This is a genomic window from Deltaproteobacteria bacterium PRO3, from assembly GCA_030263375.1.
Lineage (GTDB): Bacteria > UBA10199 > UBA10199 > DSSB01 > DSSB01 > DSSB01.
This window is the reverse complement of the sequence record SZOV01000067.1, coordinates 1-18,779: the sequence shown is the minus strand read 5'-3', so window position 1 is coordinate 18,779 and position 18,779 is coordinate 1. Positions and strand designations below refer to the sequence as shown.

General features: G+C 62.9%; 17 protein-coding genes. 7 read left to right on the top strand and 10 right to left on the bottom strand.

Annotated elements, in window-relative coordinates:
* A partial coding sequence (locus FBR05_10825; protein MDL1872684.1) for a hypothetical protein occupies positions 1–2,532 on the bottom strand: 2,532 nt, incomplete at its 3' end.
* A gap of 143 nt (positions 2,533–2,675) precedes the next feature.
* On the bottom strand, positions 2,676–3,050 hold the full coding sequence (locus tag FBR05_10820) for a hypothetical protein (protein ID MDL1872683.1): 375 nt from the start codon (positions 3,048–3,050) through the stop codon (positions 2,676–2,678).
* 126 nt (positions 3,051–3,176) lie between these two features.
* On the opposite strand from FBR05_10820, the gene FBR05_10815 reads away from it, so the two are divergent.
* The 4 genes from FBR05_10815 to FBR05_10800 all read left to right on the top strand — a co-directional run bounded on the left by FBR05_10815 (position 3,177) and on the right by FBR05_10800 (position 6,742).
* Positions 3,177–3,782 carry a hypothetical protein gene (locus FBR05_10815; GenBank protein ID MDL1872682.1) on the top strand — a complete coding sequence of 202 codons (606 nt, stop codon included), beginning with the start codon at positions 3,177–3,179 and terminating at the stop codon, positions 3,780–3,782.
* Positions 3,782–4,687, top strand: a complete 906-nt coding sequence (rnz, locus tag FBR05_10810) for a ribonuclease Z (GenBank protein ID MDL1872681.1) — start codon at positions 3,782–3,784, stop codon at positions 4,685–4,687. Before FBR05_10815 ends, rnz begins: the two co-directional genes overlap by 1 nt.
* Positions 4,688–4,804: 117 nt before the next feature.
* A complete protein-coding gene (locus FBR05_10805; GenBank protein MDL1872680.1) occupies positions 4,805–5,869 on the top strand; it encodes a hypothetical protein in 1,065 nt (354 codons plus the stop codon).
* A gap of 216 nt (positions 5,870–6,085) precedes the next feature.
* The gene (locus FBR05_10800) at positions 6,086–6,742 is read left to right on the top strand and encodes a hypothetical protein (protein MDL1872679.1); all 657 of its coding nucleotides are present in this window, start codon (positions 6,086–6,088) and stop codon (positions 6,740–6,742) included.
* Between the two features lie 72 nt (positions 6,743–6,814).
* Here the strand turns inward: FBR05_10800 and hpnH are convergent, their stop codons facing one another.
* The gene (gene hpnH, locus FBR05_10795; GenBank protein ID MDL1872678.1) at positions 6,815–7,846 is read right to left on the bottom strand and encodes an adenosyl-hopene transferase HpnH; all 1,032 of its coding nucleotides are present in this window, start codon (positions 7,844–7,846) and stop codon (positions 6,815–6,817) included.
* Between the two features lie 151 nt (positions 7,847–7,997).
* Here hpnH and FBR05_10790 point away from each other — a divergent pair, with 151 nt between their 5' ends.
* Positions 7,998–8,534, top strand: coding sequence for a hypothetical protein (locus tag FBR05_10790; GenBank protein ID MDL1872677.1), 537 nt, complete (start codon positions 7,998–8,000; stop codon positions 8,532–8,534).
* A complete protein-coding gene (locus FBR05_10785; protein MDL1872676.1) occupies positions 8,535–9,242 on the top strand; it encodes a hypothetical protein in 708 nt (235 codons plus the stop codon).
* Here FBR05_10785 and FBR05_10780 read toward each other — a convergent pair.
* From FBR05_10780 to radA, 7 genes are all read right to left on the bottom strand, one after another.
* Complete coding sequence (locus FBR05_10780) at positions 9,235–10,299, bottom strand: peptide chain release factor 1 (protein MDL1872675.1); 1,065 nt, start codon at positions 10,297–10,299, stop codon at positions 9,235–9,237. The two genes, FBR05_10785 and FBR05_10780, sit on opposite strands and share 8 nt — an antisense overlap.
* A 90-nt stretch (positions 10,300–10,389) precedes the next feature.
* Positions 10,390–10,599: a 50S ribosomal protein L31 gene (rpmE, locus tag FBR05_10775; GenBank protein MDL1872674.1), complete on the bottom strand. Its 210-nt coding sequence runs from the start codon at positions 10,597–10,599 to the stop codon at positions 10,390–10,392.
* A gap of 77 nt (positions 10,600–10,676) precedes the next feature.
* Complete coding sequence (locus tag FBR05_10770; GenBank protein MDL1872673.1) at positions 10,677–11,093, bottom strand: hypothetical protein; 417 nt, start codon at positions 11,091–11,093, stop codon at positions 10,677–10,679.
* Positions 11,094–11,144: 51 nt separating this feature from the next.
* Positions 11,145–12,302 (bottom strand): mechanosensitive ion channel family protein, encoded by a 1,158-nt coding sequence (locus FBR05_10765; GenBank protein MDL1872672.1) that lies wholly within the window; start codon positions 12,300–12,302, stop codon positions 11,145–11,147.
* Between the two features lie 8 nt (positions 12,303–12,310).
* Positions 12,311–14,692: a bifunctional alpha,alpha-trehalose-phosphate synthase (UDP-forming)/trehalose-phosphatase gene (locus tag FBR05_10760; GenBank protein MDL1872671.1), complete on the bottom strand. Its 2,382-nt coding sequence runs from the start codon at positions 14,690–14,692 to the stop codon at positions 12,311–12,313.
* The gene (locus FBR05_10755; GenBank protein MDL1872670.1) at positions 14,544–16,304 is read right to left on the bottom strand and encodes a glycoside hydrolase family 15 protein; all 1,761 of its coding nucleotides are present in this window, start codon (positions 16,302–16,304) and stop codon (positions 14,544–14,546) included. The genes FBR05_10760 and FBR05_10755 overlap by 149 nt, the downstream gene beginning before the upstream one ends.
* A gap of 23 nt (positions 16,305–16,327) precedes the next feature.
* The gene (gene radA, locus FBR05_10750; GenBank protein ID MDL1872669.1) at positions 16,328–17,668 is read right to left on the bottom strand and encodes a DNA repair protein RadA; all 1,341 of its coding nucleotides are present in this window, start codon (positions 17,666–17,668) and stop codon (positions 16,328–16,330) included.
* A gap of 198 nt (positions 17,669–17,866) precedes the next feature.
* Between radA and FBR05_10745 the strand changes: the two genes are divergently transcribed.
* The gene (locus FBR05_10745; protein MDL1872668.1) at positions 17,867–18,316 is read left to right on the top strand and encodes a cell division protein ZapA; all 450 of its coding nucleotides are present in this window, start codon (positions 17,867–17,869) and stop codon (positions 18,314–18,316) included.
* Positions 18,317–18,779 lie beyond the last annotated feature (463 nt).

The following is an 18,779-nucleotide window of genomic DNA, read 5'->3' as shown; positions in this document are numbered from 1 at the left end:
GGCCAGGGCCGAGAGGCCCGGCAGCTCCCGATCGGCGCGCGCGGCCAGGGCCTGGGGGTTGAGCTCGCTCAAGACCCGGTCCGCGGCGCCCACTCCCAGCTCGGCCAGGAAATAGGCGGCGAACACCGCCTGGGGATCGCCGCGCTCGGCCAACTCGCGCAGTCCTTCCAGAGGCGCGGTCTCTCCCGTCTCGAGGTGGCGCAGGGCCAGGTGCTCCGCGAACCCGGAGCCTCCTTCGGCCAGGGTGACCTCCATCCACAGGTCCAGGGCCTCCGGATTTCCGGCCTCGGCCAGCGACTTGAGAAGCTCCGCCTTGGAGTAGGCCGCGGGACGCGCCGACTCCTCTAAAAACTGCGGGCGCAGCTCGCGCAGGGGCAGTTGCCGCAGGCCCTCGCGCGCCCGCGCATGGCCCTGTTCCGCGAGGCTGTGCCAAAGCTCCAGGCCCTGCAGCGAATCACGGGCGAAGTCTTGGGCGAGTTCCCAGGCGCCCTCGTGGCCGAGCTCGATGAGCCGCCGCAAGGGCTCTTGATAAACGACGCGCAGCGAGGGCGGGCAATCCTGTCGCAGGGTCTCGCCCAGCGGTTTTAGATCCAAAGACAAGAGCTCGTCGCGGGCGCGCGCGTCGCCGCCCTCGGCCGCCTCGAGCTTCTCCTCTATAGCCTCGAGTCCATGCTCCCGCTTCCAGGCCCGCTCCGCCTCGCGTTCGGAGCGTTGCAGGCCGGACAAGGCCTGCTCCACCCAGAGAAAGAGGCCCTTTTCGCCGGCCGGCGCGGCGCGCATCTCGCCCATCGCCCGCTGGCGCTCCGCCTCCGCGCGGGGGATAAACTCGAAGGCATAGGGCGGGGCCGCCGTCTTCACCGCGACGGTCACGTCGCGCGACTCGGCTAAGGCCTGCAGGCCCTGCCGCAAAGGGGCATCCAACGCCGGCGGCGTCGCCCAGCCTTGGGTGTGGAGCACGAGGCGCCGGTTGGGAAACTCCCGGGTCTCGCGCGAGATCGCCTCGGCGAGGCGCAGCAGGTCGGCTCCCTCCTCCGGCCAGACGATCAGCCCGGCCGGGCTGAAGGCGACGCGGTGTTTGGGGACCGCCGGGGCCGGCGGGGCCTTAACCCGCGGGGCGCGCAATCGAAGGATGCCGTCCCGCAGGCCGCCGTAGACCGTTGCGCCGAGGCGATTTCCCACCTTGAGCGCGGCGAGAAAGGACAGACGCTCCTCCCATGCCTTGGCCGAGAGCAGGGTTTGCGAAAACAGGTCGGCGGGGGCCCATTCCCCTTGTTTCGCCAGTTGGTAATTCGCCGCCAGGTAGTCCCAGGCGCCGAAGGCGGCCAACTCGGTTCCGAAGGCGCCGGACTTGAGCAGCAATTCCGCCGCCGGTTTTTGCCGCAGCAGCGCGGCCTCGGCCTGCAGCGCCGCCCGCGCCTCGGGTGCCAGGGCCTTCGCGTCCAGCTTCAGGCCCGGCATCGCCTTGGCCGCGGCCGCCGCGAGCAGCTGCTTTTCGGCGAAGCCCGCGAAGAGCTTCTGCGCGCCGCCCAAAAAGGCGAACATCCCGGCATTGAGCATAAGGCTCTCGCCGAATTCGAGGGCGTTCTCGCCGGCGGTTTTTTTCGGGTCGAAGAAGCTCTTGCCCTGGATCCGATGGTCCAAACCGCGCTCCGCGACGGTGAAGGTCGTCGTCATCGCGCCGAACTCGATGAGCCCGATGCCGCGCGTCGCGCCCAGACGCAGCGCCAGGCTCCCGGCTAGGCGGCCCGCGATCGCGCCCATCCCGCCCGAGGCCACGACGATCGCGGCCTGGGAGGTGCAACGGTTGATGGTCTGCGACTCCTCGAAGGCGTCGTTCAGAAAGCGGGTCTCGTGGGATTTCTCCAGGGCGATGAATTTTTCATAGGCCTCCCGCACCTTCCCCTCGACTAAGAGGCGATGGACGTCGATGTACTGGGTCTGGTGATCGAGGAAGGCGGGGGCGAGCTCGAGGTCCTCGTCCCGCCAGAAACGCGGCAGGTTGATGATGGCGTCGGTCAGGCCGGCGGACTCGATCTGGGCGTCCAGCTGGGCGATGCGCTCGTTGACGGCCAGCCACAGCGGCCCCGCGTCGGCCAGCTGCAAGACCTCTAGGTAGTCCTCGGGGGCGGGGCGCGTCGCCGACTCGAGGCGCTCGCGCAGTTTCTTCCAGCCGGGAAAATCCGGCGCCTCCGACTCGTAGCCGGACAATTCTTCCAGGATGCGGCCGCGCAAATCTTCGATAGCCTCGGCGGAGCAGGACTCCGGGGCCTCGGCCAAGGCTTGCAGGTCCCGCCAGATCGCTTGTTGCTGGGGACTCGGCTCGCTCTGCCGCCGCAGCTCCTCGGCGATCGCGGCCTCTAGATGTTGAAAAAGGCGCTCCGCCCCCCGGCGCCAGGCCCGCTTCTTCCCCTCGAAAAATGCGACCGGTGAGGCCGCGGTCGAGACTGCTTCGGATTTCTCCGTCGTCGAGTCCCCACGGTTTTCCACCGGGGACGCCAGGATTTTATGGAGTTGGAGGATGGGTACGGTCATCTTTCCCTCGCGTCGGACGCTTCCTCCCGCGGAGCCTTGCAGCAAGCCTGCCAAAGACGGGAAAGGGACCCAACCAAGAATCTATGGATTTTTCGAAGGATTTTCCCCGAAGGCCGGGGAGCGGAGGCACCAAATGGGAAGTTTTATGAACCGCCCTTATCGAAGATCGGGCTGAGAAAGACCTGCAAGATCAGACTGAGGCCCGCGAAGGGCAAGACCCAAAGCGGGCTTTGATGGAGAAAGACCAAGACCAGGCCCAAAATGGCGACGGCCTCGGCCATCGCGATGCGAGGGATCTTGCCGAGCCCCGGCAAGACCAAGACCGCCCCGCTCAGGACCAAGGCGAGGCCCGCGAAAACATAAATTAGGATTTGGAGATCCGGCAGGACCCGCCACTCATAGGTCCAGCCGTTGGACTGGGCCAAGACGAAGGCGATGACGACGTAGATCAGCGTCGCCATGAAAAAGCCAAGGGAGAGGACGAGGGCCTGGGGCGGCTTGGGAGCGGAATTTGCCATGCCCCCTTTTTATCGAGGAGGGAGGCCGGAGTCCAGCGTCCCCTAGGGGAGAGTCAGCCCGCCGCCCGAGATCGCTCGGGAATTTCTTGTCGATTTTTGCCCGTGCCTGCCGGATAATGCCCCAATATGAAGAAGATCCGCGAAGATATCTACACCTGGAGCGTCTTCAACGAGGAGAAGCAGCTCGACTTCAACGGCCTCTACCTCAAGACCGCGCACAAGCCCGTCGTGATCGACCCGCCGACGCCCGCCGACGCCGACTTGGAAGAGATGGAATTTTTGGGAAAGCCGCACCGCATCTACCTGACCAACAAGCACCACAGCCGCGCCGCGGCCGCGCTGCGCGAGCGCTGGGGCGCGCGCGTCTTCATCCACGAGGACGACGCGCCCCTGATGGAGATCCCGGTCGACGGCACCTTCAGCGACGGCGAGCTGCTGGAGGGCGAGTTCGAAGTCATTCGCATCCCCGACGCCAAGACGCCCGGCGAGTGCGCTTTCTACTGGAAAAAGAACGCCGCGCTGATCGTCGGAGACGCCCTGATCGGCAAGCCCGAGGGCGCCCTCAGCATGCTGCCCGACGAGAAGTTCAAGGACCCCGCCCGCGCGCGCCAAGGTCTCTCGGTCCTGCGCGGTCTCGACTTCGAAAAGCTTTTCGTCGGCGACGGGTTTTCGATTTTCAGCAACGCGAAGCAGGCGCTCACCGACTTCCTCCACAAAGTGCAGGGGCTGTGATGCGCGTCTTGACGCTAGGCACCGGCGCGGGCCGCCCCACCCTGCAGCGCCACACCTCCGCCACCGCCCTCGAGTACGAGGGCGAGACCTTCCTCTTCGACTGCGGGGAGGCGACCCAGCTCCAGCTGATCCGCTCGCCCCTCAAGTGGGGGAAGCTCACGGCCGTCTTCATCGGACACCTGCACGGCGACCACCTCTACGGCCTCCCCGGCCTGCTCGGCACCTTGAGCCTGGGCGAACGCGAAGAGACCTTGCGGGTCTTCGGCCCGGCGGGTCTGAAGGAATACCTCCGCATCCACCAGGAGACGCACAGCCTCTGGATCAACTACCCCCTCGAGGTCGTCGAGATCGAGGCCCCGGGACTGATCTTCGAGACCGAGCGCTACCAGGTCTTCTGCGCCCCCTTGAGCCACCTCATCCCCTGCTGGGGCTACGCCTTCCGCGAACGCCCCCGGCCCGGCGCCTTCGACGAGGCCAAGGCGCGGGAGCTGGGTATCCCCGAGGGGCCCGAGCGCATGGACTTGGTCCGCGGCCGAGCCGTGCGGCTCGCCGACGGTCGCTGGATCCAACCGGAGACCTTGGTCGGCCCTTCGCGTCCGGGGCGCAGCTTCGCCTACTGCCTCGATACCCGCCCCTGCCCCGAGGCCCTACAGCTCGCCCAGGGCGTCGACCTCCTCGTCCACGAGGCCACCTTCGGCGCCGAATACCGGAACGAGGCGCACCAATGGGGCCATTCCTGCGCGGAAGACGCCGCCCGCGCCGCCCGCGAGGCCGGGGCCAAGCGCCTCGTCCTGACCCACTTGAGTCAGCGCTACACCGACCCGCAGAGCCTGCTGCACGAGGCCCGCGCCCAATTTCCCGCCACCGAGGTCGCCGAGGACCTCCAGGCCTTTTTCATTTCATGAAATTTTCGTACATTTTTTTGTCGTCAAATCTCTAGGGCTTGTTCTAGAATTCTCCTTGGGCAGAATTCCAAGGCTGCCGGGTAAGGCTGGAGAGAGAGACAGCTTAGGGAGGAGAACATGAGCCGAACCGCCAGCTTAGGGCAGGTAGCCCGGGGTGCGCACCGTCCCGCCTACTTCATCACCAAGACAAAAAAACGCGCAAAAAGCAGTACGGAAGTTTCCTTGAATTTCCCGAAGAGCTGGGTGGTACCCTTGAGTCCCCTGGCCTACGAGATGGAGGCTCGGGCCCTGGCCTGGCTGCGCGAGCGCGGGGTGATCCACGACGCGGCGGGGGAAGAGAAATTCGAAAAGCTCGCTGTGGCCGAATACGCCAACTGGCCCTTCCCCACCGCCCCGGCGGAGCAGGCGGAGGTGCTGACCAAGTTCCTGGCCCTGTGGATCTTCTACGACGACGTGATCGAGGAGGCCGACGACGGGCAGCAGGAGCGGATCTACGAGGCCATCGCCGGCCGCCCCGAGACCTGTCCGGAGGGCAACGCGCACCTGCGCTGCTGGTGGGAGCTGGGCCGGGCCTATGCCCGGCGCATGAGCCCCGATTGGCTGGAGCGTCACGCCCGGCGCTTCGCGGACTGGGTGCGCTCGGTGCGCGAGGAGTCGCGGGCCGCGGCGCAGTTCCGCAAGTCGGGCCTCTATCCCAACGCGGCCAAGCACCTCGAGCGCCGCGCCCTGAACATCGGCATGATGCCGAACATCGATTTTATCGAGTATCAGAATGGCCGCGAGCTCCCCGAGTCGCTGCTCTGCGACGCGGACATGAAGCAGCTGGCCTATCTCGCCGCCGAGGTGGTCGCGATCATCAACGACATCTTCGGCTATGCGAAGGATCGGCGCCTGAATTGGTGCAACCTGGTCTCCTGCCTGGCCCAGGAGTTCCAGATCTCGCTGGAGGAGTCCTTCCGCTGGGTCGCGGACATGCACAATGCCCGGGTGCGTGCGATCGGGCTGCTCGAGGAAAAATTGCTGCAAAAATCCTACGACCGGGAGCTGCTGCGGGGCTGGCTGCAGGGCCTGCGGCACGTGATGTACGGCTTCGCCCGCTGGCACGCCATGGCGCCGCGCTACAGCGCGGTCCACGAGGTGGCTGAGGACCGTTTGCTGCGAATCCGGATCCGCGATTTCTAGCCAAAAACCCGACCGGCCGGGGGACGGGACCTCCCGTCTCCCCGGACCTGTGGTGCATTTTCCCTTGATAAAATAGGTATTTAGGCTCAAGCTGGCCGTGGTGCTTTTTTTGAGACCCCCTCGTAACTGCCGGGAGCGCCGCGCCGATAAATCACTAAGGGGCGCGGCCAATCCAGGCCGCGAGGACTTGTCATCGTTTCTGCGGAGGAGAAAAACATGAAATTCAATATTCAGGTATTGGCCTTGGGCTTATGTCTTTGGGGCGCAACGGCGCAGGCGCAAGAGGCCTTGCAACCCGCTAATTCCGACAGGATCAGTCGGGTGATCGACACCAATATCAACCGTTGCGAGTCGGAGAAATTTAAAGCCGCCATCGAGGCGGTCCAATGCGTCGCCAACAACTGCCCCGGGCTCAACGACGAAAAGAAGGCTCTCTATGAGAGGGTCTGCACCACCGGCCCGCGGCGCCTGGAAGAGTCGGAACGCATCCGCCGCGTTCGCGAGCGCGAGGCGGGCATCGTCGCCGAAGGCGATGCTTTTGACGCCAGCCGCGTGGTCGTGGTCGACGAAACCACCCCCGAGGAGGTCAAATTGCTGCCGCCCTGCGAATGCCTGGCGAAGCTCAAAGAGAAATTACCCGAGTGCGAGATCGAGCTCTGCAAGCCGCCGGAAGAGCCCAAACAGCCCCAGACCCCGGACACGCCTAAAGAAGTGACGCCGGATACGCCGAAGGAGCAGACTGGGCCGAAGCAGTTTATGTTCGAAGGCAGCGGTTGCAGCCTGAACGCCGCGACCGGCCTGAGCGCCTTCGGCGGCTGGGCCCTGGTGCTGGCACTCCCCGCGGTCTGGGCCTCGCGTCGGAAAAAGAAATAAGCTTCTTTATCGTTCTAAATAAAAAAGGAGACGGCGAAAACCGTCTCCTTTTTTTTTTGGAAATCTTGAATTCTAGCCCCGCGAGCCCGCCGCCGTCGCCCGCCCCAGCTCGATCATCTTCTTGATGCTGGACATGCCGTCGCTGACCGCGCTGGGCTCGTAGCCGCAGTGGGTGGCGCAGTTGGCGCACTTGGGGTTGCCGCTGTTGGTGCCGTACTTGTCCCACTCGGTGGCCTCCATGTACTCCTGGAAGGTCGCCGCGTAGCCCTCGTTGGTGAGCAGGTAGCAGGGCTTCTGCCAGCCGAAGACGTTGTAGGTGGGCATGCCCCAGGGCGTGCACTCGTAGTCGCGCTTGCCCTCGAGGAAGTCCATGAAGAAGGGGCTGTTGTTGAAATCCCACTTCTTCTTGTGCTCGCGCTTGTAGTCGAGCAGCTGCCGGAAGAAGGCCTGGGTGCGCTTCTTCGAAAGGAAGTGGTCCTGGTCGGGAGCCTTCTCGTAGCTGAAACCCGGCGAGATCGTCAGGCCCTCGACGCCCAGTTCCATCATGTGGTCGAAGAGCTTCACGAGGTTGTCGATCGAGTGGCCCTCGAAGACGGTGGTGTTGGTGATGACGCGGTGGCCCTGGGCGATGGCGGCCTTGATCGCCTTGACGGCGATGTCGTAGGTGCCCTCGCGGTCGACGCAGTGGTCGTGGTGCTCGCCGTAGCCGTCCATGTGGATGCTGAAGGTCAGTCGCTTGTCCGGTTTGAATTTGGGCAGGTTGCGCTCGAGCAGGAGGGCGTTGGTGCAGAGGATGACGTAGCGCTTCTGCTTGAGCAGGCCCTCGACGATCTTTTCGATCTGCGGGTGGATCAGCGGCTCGCCGCCGGGGATGGTGACCATCGGCGCGCCGCATTCCTCGGCCGCGGCCAGGGCCTGCTCGACCGAGAGATTCTTTTTCAGGACGTCGTCGGGGAATTGGATCTTGCCGCAACCGGGACAGGCCAAGTTGCAACGAAACAGCGGCTCGAGCATCAGATTGAGCGGATAACGCTTCCGACCTAGGATGCGTTGTTTGAGAAGGTATTTGCCGATCGCGAAGGCCTGATGGCCGGGCACTGCCATAATCACTCCCCATCATTCCGGAATGGATAAGACCGAGGCTATAGAAGCTTGCGACCAAAAAAACAATGCCTTTCAGGGAGAAAATCGGGAGTTCCTTTAAAAGACAAATAAATTGACAATTTGTCTTTTTTATTGTCTATTAAAACCGTAAATGAAACCCGATCTGATGAAAAAGGCCTTGATTCGCCTCGACCAAAAGCTGTTGGAACGGGGCCTCAGGGGCTTAAAGCTCTTGATCGGCGGCGGCGGCGCCTTCGCGCTCGCCTATCAGGTGCCCTTGCAAACAGCCGACATCGATGCCGTCCCCTTTCAAAGCCAAGTCAGCCGGGCAGAACTCGACCCCCTGGTCAAAGAAACCGGGCGCGAGCTGGAGATCTCGCCGGATTGGCTCAACCCCTATTTTGAAACCTTCCTGGGTTGCCTGCCGGCCGATTATGGGGACCGGCTTCAATTGGTCTACGAAGGGCCGGCGCTCAAGGTCTACGCCCTGGGCCTCAACGACCTGCTCATCATGAAGGCCTTCGCCGGCCGCGAGAAGGACATGCCGCATGTCAAAATCCTACTCAAGAAGGGCGCGGATATCGACTTCGCGGAGACCCATCTGCGCGCCTTGCTGAAAAAAAAATTTCCCCGCGCCCAGGAGGCCCTGGATTTCCTCTTGGAGGCCGAGGACCAAATGGGAGGGTAGATGCTGGTCGCTCCGCCGGACACCGAAACCTTGTCTCGGGCTTATTACGAGCTCTCCCGCCTGGGCGCCCAGGCCTCCGGGGAGAAGAGCCCCTGGCCTTACCAACCGAATTCCACGGAAGAGCTGCTCGCGCTTTGTGCGGAGCTGTCCCGCTACGACCCTCGGCTCTTCGGCATCTTAGTGGAGTATCTGCTTCGCCATTGGAGGGAGATCCGCCCGCAGGACCTGCGCTCGCATTATGCGAAGATGGCGACCCCTCAATGCGTCGCCGTGTTGGCGGAATTCCTCAAAAGCGCGGATCCGGGACCCGAGGTGAAGTATTTTGCGGAATACCTGCAAAGAGGGCTGAGCCCCGTTCCCTTCCAGCTTTTCTACAAAGACCTCTATACCCCCGGCGGGAAGCTTTCCAAGCGCAGCATCGAGGAGAGCCTGGCGGAATTTAAGAAGTGGGGATTCCTTTCCCGAGAGCGCCCCACGATCGACGTCCATAAAAAAACCTCCGTCGGCAGCCTCGACGCAGACTCCCGCCGGAATATCTTGACGAAACTTTTCGAGGAAAAGGGCGAGCTGCGGCTCGGAGATTATCTGAAGGCGGTGCACGAAGGCGTCACACGCCAGCAGGCCTTGAGCGATCTCAAAAAGATCGCCAAGGTCGCCGGGAGCAAACGCGGTCCCGGCGCTCGCTGGGTGCTGAAGAAGGTCAAGTAGCGCCCTTCAATGCCTCCGCCTGAAAATGCGCCCGCAGCGCCTGGATGATCGGGGCTATCTGCCCCTCCATCACCATGTCCAGATTGTGCACCGTCAAACCGATCCGATGGTCGGTAAGGCGGTTCTGCGGGTAGTTGTAGGTGCGGATCTTCTCGCTGCGCTCGCCGGTGCCGACCATGCTCTTGCGCTGGCTGGAGATCTCGGCGTTTTGCTTGTCGCGCTCCGCCTCCAACAATCGCGCTTGGAGAATGCGGAGAGCCTTGGCCTTGTTCTTGTGCTGGCTCTTCTCGTCGCGGCAGATCACCACCTCGCCGGTGGGGATATAAGTCAGGCGCACCGCCGAGTCGGTGGTGTTGACGCTCTGCCCGCCGGGGCCGCCGGCGCGCATCACGTCGACCTTCAGGTCTTTTTCCTGGATATTGACCTCGACGTCCTCGACCTCGGGGAGCACCGCGACCGTCACCGTCGAGGTGTGCACGCGGCCCTGCTGCTCGGTCTTCGGCACCCGCTGCACGCGGTGCACACCGCCCTCGTACTTGAGATCGCTGTAGACCTTGTCGCCGCTGATCTGGGCGATGACCTCCTTGTAGCCGCCGATGCCCGTCGCGTTGGTGTCCATCAGCTCGACCCGCCAGCCCCGCGACTCGGCGTAGCGGGTGTACATGCGGAAGAGGTCCGCCACGAAGAGCGCCGCCTCGTCGCCGCCGGTGCCGGCGCGGATCTCCAAAAAGATGTTCTTGTCGTCGTTGGGGTCCTTGGGGAGCAGGAGGACCTTGAGCTGGGACTCGAGTTCGGCCAGTTCCTTCTCGAGGCGGGGGATCTCCTCCTTGGCCATCTGGCGCAGGCCCTCGTCGCTGTCCGCGAGCAATTCCTTGTTCCCTTCGAGGTCGCCCTTCGTCTTTTGGTATTTCTCGAAGGTATCGACCAGCTCGCGCAGGCCGGCGTGCTCCTTGGCGATCTGCTGGAAGCGCTTGCTGTCGGCGGTGATGCTGGGGTCGCTCAGCTGCCGGGCCAGGTCGTGGTAGTGGGCGACGACGTCTTGGAGTTGTTGGAACATAGAAAAAACAGCCAATAAAAAACCCACCTCGGTCACAGCCGGGCGGGTTCAAAAAATTGAGGGAAGCGGCAAGGGGTGGCGGAAGGCCCCCTATTGCTTCTGAAAATTCTCGTACTTCTTCTTGAAGCGGTCGATGCGGCGCGCGGTGTCGACGATCTTCTGCTTGCCGGTGAAGAAGGGATGGCAGTGGCTGCAGATTTCGACGGTGATGTTGTCCAGGGTGGACATCGTCTCGATGATGTTGCCGCAGCTGCAGGCGATCTTCACGGGCTTGTATTCGGGGTGGATGCCTTCTTTCATAACGTACTCCAAATTTCGAGGCTGCGGTGTTTAACAGGGGGCTATTCTAATGTCCAGGCGATTCTCTTGGGAAGGGGTCAACGGCCCTTGGGGAGCGGCGGCGGGGCCGAGGGCGCGGCCTCACCCTCCGGGGCCTCCAGGAGACCGTCCAGAAAGCTTTGGATCTCCTGGTCGTTCAGGCCCCCGCTTTGCTTGAGGGCCTGCTTGGTTTTTTCAATGTTATTCATAGCTTGGCTATCGGTCGCCCCGCCCAACCGCTCCTTCAGCCATTTGCCGGGGCGCTTGAAGGACCCGGCATCGGCCATGTCCGGCGGGGGAACGGGATCGGGGGATGCCTGGGCCTCGGCCGCCTCGCGGATGAAGCGGTCCTTTTTCAGAAAGGAGGGGATCGGGGGCAGGGCCTTGCCTCCCTTGGTCCGAGGGGCGGGCGCCGGCGCCTTGCCCTCCTCGGAGGGGCCCTTGGTGAAGCGTTTAAAGAGGTCGCCTAGGCCCATTATCTTAGTAAACCCCCAAAGGGCTAAAAAAGATAGGGTTATCGCGCTCCTCTATGGCGGCATATTGAAGAGGCTGGGAACCTCTTTCCCAGAAACCCGGCTGTCGAAATGTCTCAGAAGGAGAGCCCGGGTCGGATAGGCGAAGCGGATCCCTTCGCGCTGAAATCGCCCTTGGATGTCGAAAAGGATGGCCTGCTGGAGATCCATGAAAACCTGATAGTCCGGGCTCAGAACGTAAAATACCATTTCGAATTGGATGGCGTATTCGCCCAAGCCGGAGAGGTGCGAGCGCTCGAAGCGGGTCCTATTTTGGCCTTCCACCGCCGCTCGCAGGATGTCGGGGATTTTGTTCTGCAGGGCCAGCGGCGTTTCGTAGAGCACCCCGAGATTCAAAAGCACCCGGCGCTCCCGCATGCGTTTGAAATTCCTTAACCGGTTGTTGATCAAGTGGGAATTCGGCAGCACGATCAGCTCGCCGTCGAGACTGCGAATATGTGTAGTCTTCATACCGATTCGCTCGACGGTCCCGCGCATGGAATCGAGGACCACGAAATCCCCGATGGCGAAAGGCCTGTCGAGGGCGATGGCCAAAGAGGCGAACAAATCCCCCAGCACGTTCTGGGCCGCCAAGGCGACCGCGACGCCGCCGATGCCGAGACCCGCGACCAAGGCGGTGACATTGATACCCGCGTTTTCCAAGCCGATGATCAGCAGCACGCTGAACAAGCCCAGTTTAGCGAGAAAGCCCAGCACGCCGACGGTGGTGACGCTTTCGGCGTCCGATGCCAGGCGGGCGCTGCGATAATAGGCGAGGTAGCCGGTGATCAAGGCGCTGCCCCAGAACGCGGTTTGCAAGAGGAAGCCTGAAAAAGCCAGGTTGTGAAACAGGCGATCGGCGGCCGGCGAGAGCTTCAGCATACCGACGGCGAAGGTCGCCGAAAGGAGAAGCAAAAACCAAGTTTGAGTGCGGGCCAAGGCCTGGAAAAAAATGTCGTCCCAGCGGTTGACCGACTTGGAGGACCAGGCCTTCAAGCGGAAGAGGATGATCTTTTTCAACAAGAGCAAAGCGGCCAAGGTCAGGACGAAGACGCCGAGGGCCATCCCCGCCTCCCGCCAACCGTTTTGGTGAAAAAGCTCTTCAAGATATTTCCGCAAAGACTCCAAGACTACGCTCCTATTTCGATCGTGAAATCCCATCCCCCGACCCATTCCCGCCACTAACGGGCCAAAGACCGCAACAATCGCAAAACCGCACGATGATTTGGGACCGTGAATTTGGCCGCGGTCGGCGGTTTCCCTACCCTTAGCGTGTGAGCCCTGGCCGGCAGGGCCCGAAACAGGTCCTCGTCCGTGGCGTCGTCTCCAACGGCCATGAGAAAATCCGGCGGTCTCCTCCCCAGAAAGGCGAAGGCGCCCTCGGCCTTGGTCACACCTTGGGCCCGCACCTCGACGATCTTGTTGCCGCGCAAAACTTGCACCTCCAGGTTGCCCGTCCTTTGCAATAATTCGTCCAAGAGCTCCTTCTCGCGCAGCGAGGCCATCTCCGGCGGGGAATTTCGGAAGTGCCAGACCAGGCCGTATTCCTTCTCCTCCACGAAGGCGCCTGGCAGGCGGTCGGCGTAGGTCTGCAGCAGGGCCCGGATCTCCTCGCGCCAGGGATCGCGGAGCGGCCGGATACGGCGCCAAGGCCCCTTGGGGCCGCGAAGCCAAGCGCCGTGCTCGGCCACCAAGGCGACCGGAATGTCTCCGAACCACTCTTCCAGCACCGCGCGGGGCCTCCCGCTGATCAGGACGGTCCGGCACCGCGGCAGCGCCGTCAGGCACCTCAGGAGATCGGTCAGCCGCCTGGCGGGCTTCGCTTCGGCAGGATCCTTGAAATAGGGCGTGAGGGTACCATCGTAATCCAGCAACAAGGCGCGGCGCTTCGCCGCTCGAAAGGCCGAAAGCAGCCGGCGCGCCGCATCGCCTGACAAAACCTTCGGACCGCGGCGCCGGCCCCGCCTCCGCACGGCGGCGAGCTGCTGCAGAAAGTCGTCGGCCCATCGAACCACGGTGTAGCGCTCGAGGCGGCGTTGCATGGCGCGGTTGCGCCGGACCTGCTCTTCTACGGGCATCTCGAGACCGGCGTGGATCGCCTGGGCGATCTCCTCTCGCGAATTGGGATTGACCACTGCCGCCTCGCCTAATTCGTAGACCGCACCCGCCATCTCGCTCAATATCAATACCCCCGTCCCCTCCCGGCGGGAGGCGACGTATTCCTTGGCGATAAGGTTCATTCCATCGCGGAGCGGCGTCACCAGCGCCACGTCGGCGGCGGTATAGAGGCTGGTCAGCGCGGCGGTCGTCTTGGCGCGGTATTGGTAGAGGACGGGCGTCCATTCATGGCTGCCGAAGCGGCCGTTGATCCGGCCGATCGCCTCGTCGATCTTGCGCTTCATGTCCTGGTACAGATTCATCTGCGTCCGGGAGGGAACCAGCACGAGAAAGAGCCGGACCTTTTTCTGCCAGGAGGGATTCTTCTCCAGAAAGAGCTCATAACCCTCGAGGCGATTGAGGATGCCCTTGGTGTAGTCCAGGCGGTCGACCGAGAGGATCAGCTTGGCGTTGCGCAAGGCCCGCTTGATGTTGGCGCCTTCGGCGACGATCTTGGGCGAGGCCGCAGCCGCCCGAAAGCCCTCGTAATCGATCCCCATCGGAAAGGTATCCGCCTTCACCACGCGCCCCTCGATCTCGAGGATGCCGTTGTGGTGCTCGTGCCCGAGGATGCGCAGGACGCAGCGCAGGAAAGCCTGAGTATAGTCGTGGGTGTGGAAGCCGATCAAGTCCGCACCCAGCAGGCCTTCCAGGATCTCGCGCCGCCACTTAGCCGGAAGAAGGCGGAAGATCTCGAAGGAGGGAAAGGGAATGTGGAGGAAAAATCCGATGGGAAGCTGGGGCAGTTGCTCGCGAATCAGGCGCGGCAGCAACAACAAATGGTAGTCGTGGATCCACAACACGTCGCCGGGCCGGGCCTTCCGAACGACGGCCTCCGCATAAACGCGGTTCGCCTCGTGGAAATCCTCCCAATGGCCCTCCTCGAAAACGGTGTAGCCCGGAAAGAAATGGAACAAGGGCCAAAGCGTCCGGTTGCAGAAGCCATTGTAGAAGCCGTCGAGGGTCTTTTGCAGGAGAAAAACGGGAAAGGCCTTCCGACGGGCGAACAGCCGCTCCAGGCGCGATTTCTTCGCGAAGTCGCGGACCCCAGGCCAACCGATCCAAAGGTGGTCCGAGGCCCGGCTCTCGGCGCGGGAGCGCCACTCGAGGTAACTGTGGATTCCCGTGGCCAACCCGCCGACGCTCGGACGAAGCTCGAAATCCAGGCCCTTTTCGACGGCGGTAAGCGGTAAACGATTGGAGACGATGACCAGCCGCACGGACCGTCCTCCTTTCGTTGAGGTTGTAATGGCGGCGCTAGGAAGAGAGCGGGGACTCTCGATACTTCGCGAGCAGGTTCGCAGTGTTGATGAGCGCCATGTGGGAGAACGCCTGGGGAAAATTTCCGAGCAGCTCTCCGGTTTCAGGGTCGATATGCTCCGATAAAAGCCCCAAATGGTTGGCATGGGCAAGGACTTTTTCGAAAATTTCCTCGGCTCGCGAAATTTCCCCGATCGAAACAAGGGCCTTCGCGATCCAAAAAGATGCCAGCACGAAGGAATTCTTGGGTCTACCGAAATCGTCCGACGCGACATAACGATATCCGAAGCCGTCCCGCAGCAGCTCCGAGGCGCAGCGGCGGACGGTGGCGACCCACTTTGGATCGGAGGCTGGCAAGAAGCCCACGCCCTCCATCCTCAGCAGGGCCACGTCGAGGGCCTCTGATTGGTAGGATTGCGTAAAGCTGTTGAGATGCGGCTTCCACGCCTTCGTCAAGATTTCCTCCCGGATCCTCGCCGCGATCCCCTCCCATTCCGAAACGAGAAGAGGCTTGTCGAGGGCCCCGGCGATGCGGGCCCCCCGGTCCAAAGCCACCCACGAGAGGACCTTGGAAAAGGTAAAGTGGGCCTTGCGGTTGCGGTACTCCCAAATGCCGGAATCCTCTTCTTCCCACTGCTGGGCGATGGTCCGAACCAAAAATTTCACCAAGGACCAATGCCACCCGGCCAGGTGCTCGATGCCGCGCGCTTGGGAATACCGGTATAAGGCGTCCAGCACCTCGCCGAAGACATCGTTTTGCTTCTGGACGGCCGCCGCGTTGCCGATGCGGACCGGTGAGGAACCGCGGTAGCCCTTCAGATGCGGCAAGATTTTCTCCTCCAAGTGGGTGCCCCCATCGATGCGATAAAGGATTTGCACCCGGCTTTGCTTGCTCTCCAGGATGCCCAACAAAAAATTCAAAAAGGCCTCCGCCTCCTCGAAATGACCGACCGAGGTCAGGGCCTCCAACATCAAGGAAGCGTCCCGCAGCCAGCAGTAACGGTAGTCCCAATTCCTTTCTTCCCCGACGATCTCGGGGAGGGAAGTAGTGGGAGCCGCGATGATTGCGCCGGTTTCTTGGAAGGTCATGAGCTTCAAGGCCAGGGCCGAGCGCAGCACTGCCTCCGGCGCCACCGAGGGGAGCCGGCAATGCGAGGACCAAGTGCGCCAATAGGCCTCGGTCTTGGCCCGCTGCTCGAGGACCTTCGCGAGGTCGGTGGCCACGAGGTGCTCGTGGTAGGAAAGCAGGAAAAATTCGGCGCGGTCCAAGGGGACGAAGTCGTCGCCGAGGACGCGGTTCAGCGGGAGGCTGGAATAAAGAAAGACGTCCTCCCGGCCGTGCCGCGCGCAGGCCACCCGGTCTTGGACCTCGAGTTCCGTGCGGCCTTCCGCGTAATTGAGGCGGGGGAGAAATTGGACGCGAAATTCCGGGCGACCCCGGACCAGCTCCAGGACGCGGTGGACCTCGGGCGGGTGCCAATAACGGTCGCCCACCCGGTAACGCGGCATATAGTCAACGACCGCAAATGCGTTCGATCCGTCGTCGAACTCGGTGCGCAGGACGTTGGTTTCGGGCAGGTAGCTCTGCCGGATTTTCCCTTCGTTTTTCGGTAAAATCCGGAAGTTTCCGCCTTCTTCATCCAAAATTTTGGCGAAGATAGAGGGGTTGTCGAAATTGGGGAGGCACAGCCAGTCGATGCTGCTGTTCTCGTGCACCAGGGCGGCGCTTTTGCAATTTCCAATGAATCCGTAACGCATCCCGGTAAAGATGACCTACCGGACTAGAAAAAGTCCAGGGCCTCTTGCACCCTTCCGACTCGAACCAGAGCGAGGCCATCCGGAGATCTTTCCCTCGAGCCCTTTTTCGGGAGGATGGCCCGTTGAAAACCCAGGCGCGCAGCCTCCTGCAGGCGGATCGCCTCGCCGGCGACCGGGCGGATCTCGCCGCTTAAGCCCACCTCGCCCAGGACCAAGGTCCGCTTTTGCAGGGCGCGGTTTTGAAAGCTGGAGACGATCGCCAGCAGGACGCCCAGGTCCACCGCCGGCTCGTCGACGTCGAGTCCCCCGACCACGTTGAGGAAGATGTCCTGTCCACCCAAGTGTAGGCCGACGATCTTCTCGAGCACGGCGCAGAGCAGGGCCACGCGTTGCGAGTCGACGCCCACCGTCACCCGCCGCGGCATCCCAAGGGAGCTGGGCGTCACCAGGGCCTGGAGCTCGGCCAAGAGCGGCCGCGTACCCTTGAGGCTGCTCACCACCACGGAACCCGGCGCCAGCTCGGGGCTATCCGAGAGGAATAATTCCGAAGGATTGGTGACCTCGACCAGGCCGCTGCCGCGCATCTCGTAGACGGCGAGCTCGCTGACCGAGCCGAAGCGGTTCTTGAAGGTGCGCAAGATCCGGTAGGGCTGGCCGCGATCGCCCTCGAAATAAAGCACCGTGTCGACTATGTGCTCGAGGATCTTCGGGCCCGCGAGGGCGCCCTCCTTCGTCACGTGCCCGACCAGCAGGACGGTGAAACCGCGGGATTTGGCGAGGTAGAGAAGCTTGCCGGCGCACTCCCGCACCTGCGTCACCGAGCCGGGCGCCGAGCCCAGGTCGGGCTGGTAGACGGTCTGGATCGAATCGACGACCAACATTTGCGGCTTCAAGGCCTCGATCTGCGGCAGGGCGCGCGAGAGGTCGTTCTCGGTCATGACGTAGAGGTTTTGCGACTTCACGCCGAGGCGCTCGGCGCGCAGCTTGATCTGATCGGCGGATTCCTCGCCGCTCAGGTAGGCAACCTTTCCGCCCGCCTCGCCCAAGCGCGCGAGCACCTGCAGGACCAGCGTCGATTTGCCTATGCCGGGGTCGCCGCCCAACAAAATCACCGAGCCGGGGACCATGCCGCCGCCCAGGAGGCGGTCGAGAAGGCGCTCCGCTACGCTTACGTCGGACGCCGCCGCAAGAAGCGCGATTTCCGCCGGCTTTTCATCCTCCGCATCAATGCGGGCTGCCGCCAGAATGACCTCAGCTACTCCAAGTTCATCGGTGGGCTGAAGAAAGCGGGCGTCGAACTGAATCGCAAGATTCTTGCCGACCTCGCCGCCAACGAACCCGCGGCGTTCACGTCGCTGGTGGATAAGGCCAAAGCCGCCATCGCGTAGTATAGTCTGGTTGCATGGAACTGATCCGGGAAGACGAAGACGCACTCGCCCGCCTCGAAGCCCGACTGGACTTGCTGGCGCAGACCCTGTCGACGCTGAGGACCCGCAACGCGGAACTCGAACAGCAGCTGAACGCGGCCGAAGCCTCTCGCGACGCCGCCGTCGCCGAGGTCGATGACGTCCGCGAACAACTCGCGCGCGCCTCGGAGGAATCCGAAGCTTTGCGCAACCGCCAGCGGGAAGCCGCTTCCCGGATCAAGAACCTTCTCTCGCAAGTGGAGCAGATGGATCTGCTCTCCGAGGCTTAATCAAGGAGCCGAAACCGTGGATTCCGGCTCAGCTGAAAAAAATCTCGTACGCGTCACGATCTTCCAGCACCCCTACACGCTCCGCTCCTCCGGGGAGCCCGGCGAGACCGAGGCGCTGGCCCAGGCCGTCGACGACCTCATGAATCAGATCGCCTCCCGCAGTGCCGGCAATGATCCGGTCCGCGTGGCCGTGCTCTCTTCCCTCCACCTGGCCGACCGCGTCCGCCTTCTCGAGCGCCGGATCGCCGAATTCGAGCAGCGCGCCGAACGGCTTGACGAAATCGCCGCCTCCCTGCTCGATCCCGAGCAGGCTTAAGCTCTCAAAACAGCCGTTCCTGCCTTCGCAGTGTGCCAAAACTGCCGATATTGGCTATGACAAACGCCACCCGAAACTGATTCTCGTTGCGCGCGCCGAAGTTGAGCCGCCGGAACTGGAAGCTGTACGCGCAACAGTTCGTGTTGTAGGTCATCTGTGTGTTGGCGAACTGCAAAACCCGTGTCTGATAGTCGTACAGCGCGAAGAAACCCGCATTCCAGCCGCGGCGGTTTTCCTTGCCCAGCCCCACCATGCCGCGAATCTGGTTCGACGGCGGCGACAGCACGGTGCCCGGCGCAGGCGTGCCCCGGCAGGGGTTTGCCGGGCCCTCCTCGCCCAGCAGCGGGATGCAACTCACTTTGTTGTGGCCCACCGAGAAGAAGTAATTGTCAAATCGCGCGTCCGCGCTCGCGCTGGAATTCACCAGCTTGCCCCGCAGGGGATCGTAGTCGGTCCGCCATTC

Excerpts from the sequence above, each read along its gene's own strand:
- FBR05_10820 (MDL1872683.1), bottom strand. The coding sequence starts at position 3,050 with ATGGCAAATTCCGCTCCCAAGCCGCCCCAGGCCCTCGTCCTCTCCCTT.
- FBR05_10815 (MDL1872682.1), top strand. The coding sequence starts at position 3,177 with ATGAAGAAGATCCGCGAAGATATCTACACCTGGAGCGTCTTCAACGAG.
- rnz (MDL1872681.1), top strand. The coding sequence starts at position 3,782 with ATGCGCGTCTTGACGCTAGGCACCGGCGCGGGCCGCCCCACCCTGCAG.
- FBR05_10805 (MDL1872680.1), top strand. The coding sequence starts at position 4,805 with ATGAGCCGAACCGCCAGCTTAGGGCAGGTAGCCCGGGGTGCGCACCGT.
- FBR05_10800 (MDL1872679.1), top strand. The coding sequence starts at position 6,086 with ATGAAATTCAATATTCAGGTATTGGCCTTGGGCTTATGTCTTTGGGGC.
- hpnH (MDL1872678.1), bottom strand. The coding sequence starts at position 7,846 with ATGGCAGTGCCCGGCCATCAGGCCTTCGCGATCGGCAAATACCTTCTC.
- FBR05_10790 (MDL1872677.1), top strand. The coding sequence starts at position 7,998 with ATGAAACCCGATCTGATGAAAAAGGCCTTGATTCGCCTCGACCAAAAG.
- FBR05_10785 (MDL1872676.1), top strand. The coding sequence starts at position 8,535 with ATGCTGGTCGCTCCGCCGGACACCGAAACCTTGTCTCGGGCTTATTAC.
- FBR05_10780 (MDL1872675.1), bottom strand. The coding sequence starts at position 10,299 with ATGTTCCAACAACTCCAAGACGTCGTCGCCCACTACCACGACCTGGCC.
- rpmE (MDL1872674.1), bottom strand. The coding sequence starts at position 10,599 with ATGAAAGAAGGCATCCACCCCGAATACAAGCCCGTGAAGATCGCCTGC.
- FBR05_10770 (MDL1872673.1), bottom strand. The coding sequence starts at position 11,093 with ATGGGCCTAGGCGACCTCTTTAAACGCTTCACCAAGGGCCCCTCCGAG.
- FBR05_10765 (MDL1872672.1), bottom strand. The coding sequence starts at position 12,302 with ATGGGTCGGGGGATGGGATTTCACGATCGAAATAGGAGCGTAGTCTTG.
- FBR05_10760 (MDL1872671.1), bottom strand. The coding sequence starts at position 14,692 with ATGCCAACCATTTGGGGCTTTTATCGGAGCATATCGACCCTGAAACCG.
- FBR05_10755 (MDL1872670.1), bottom strand. The coding sequence starts at position 16,304 with ATGCGTTACGGATTCATTGGAAATTGCAAAAGCGCCGCCCTGGTGCAC.
- FBR05_10745 (MDL1872668.1), top strand. The coding sequence starts at position 17,867 with ATGACGTCCGCGAACAACTCGCGCGCGCCTCGGAGGAATCCGAAGCTT.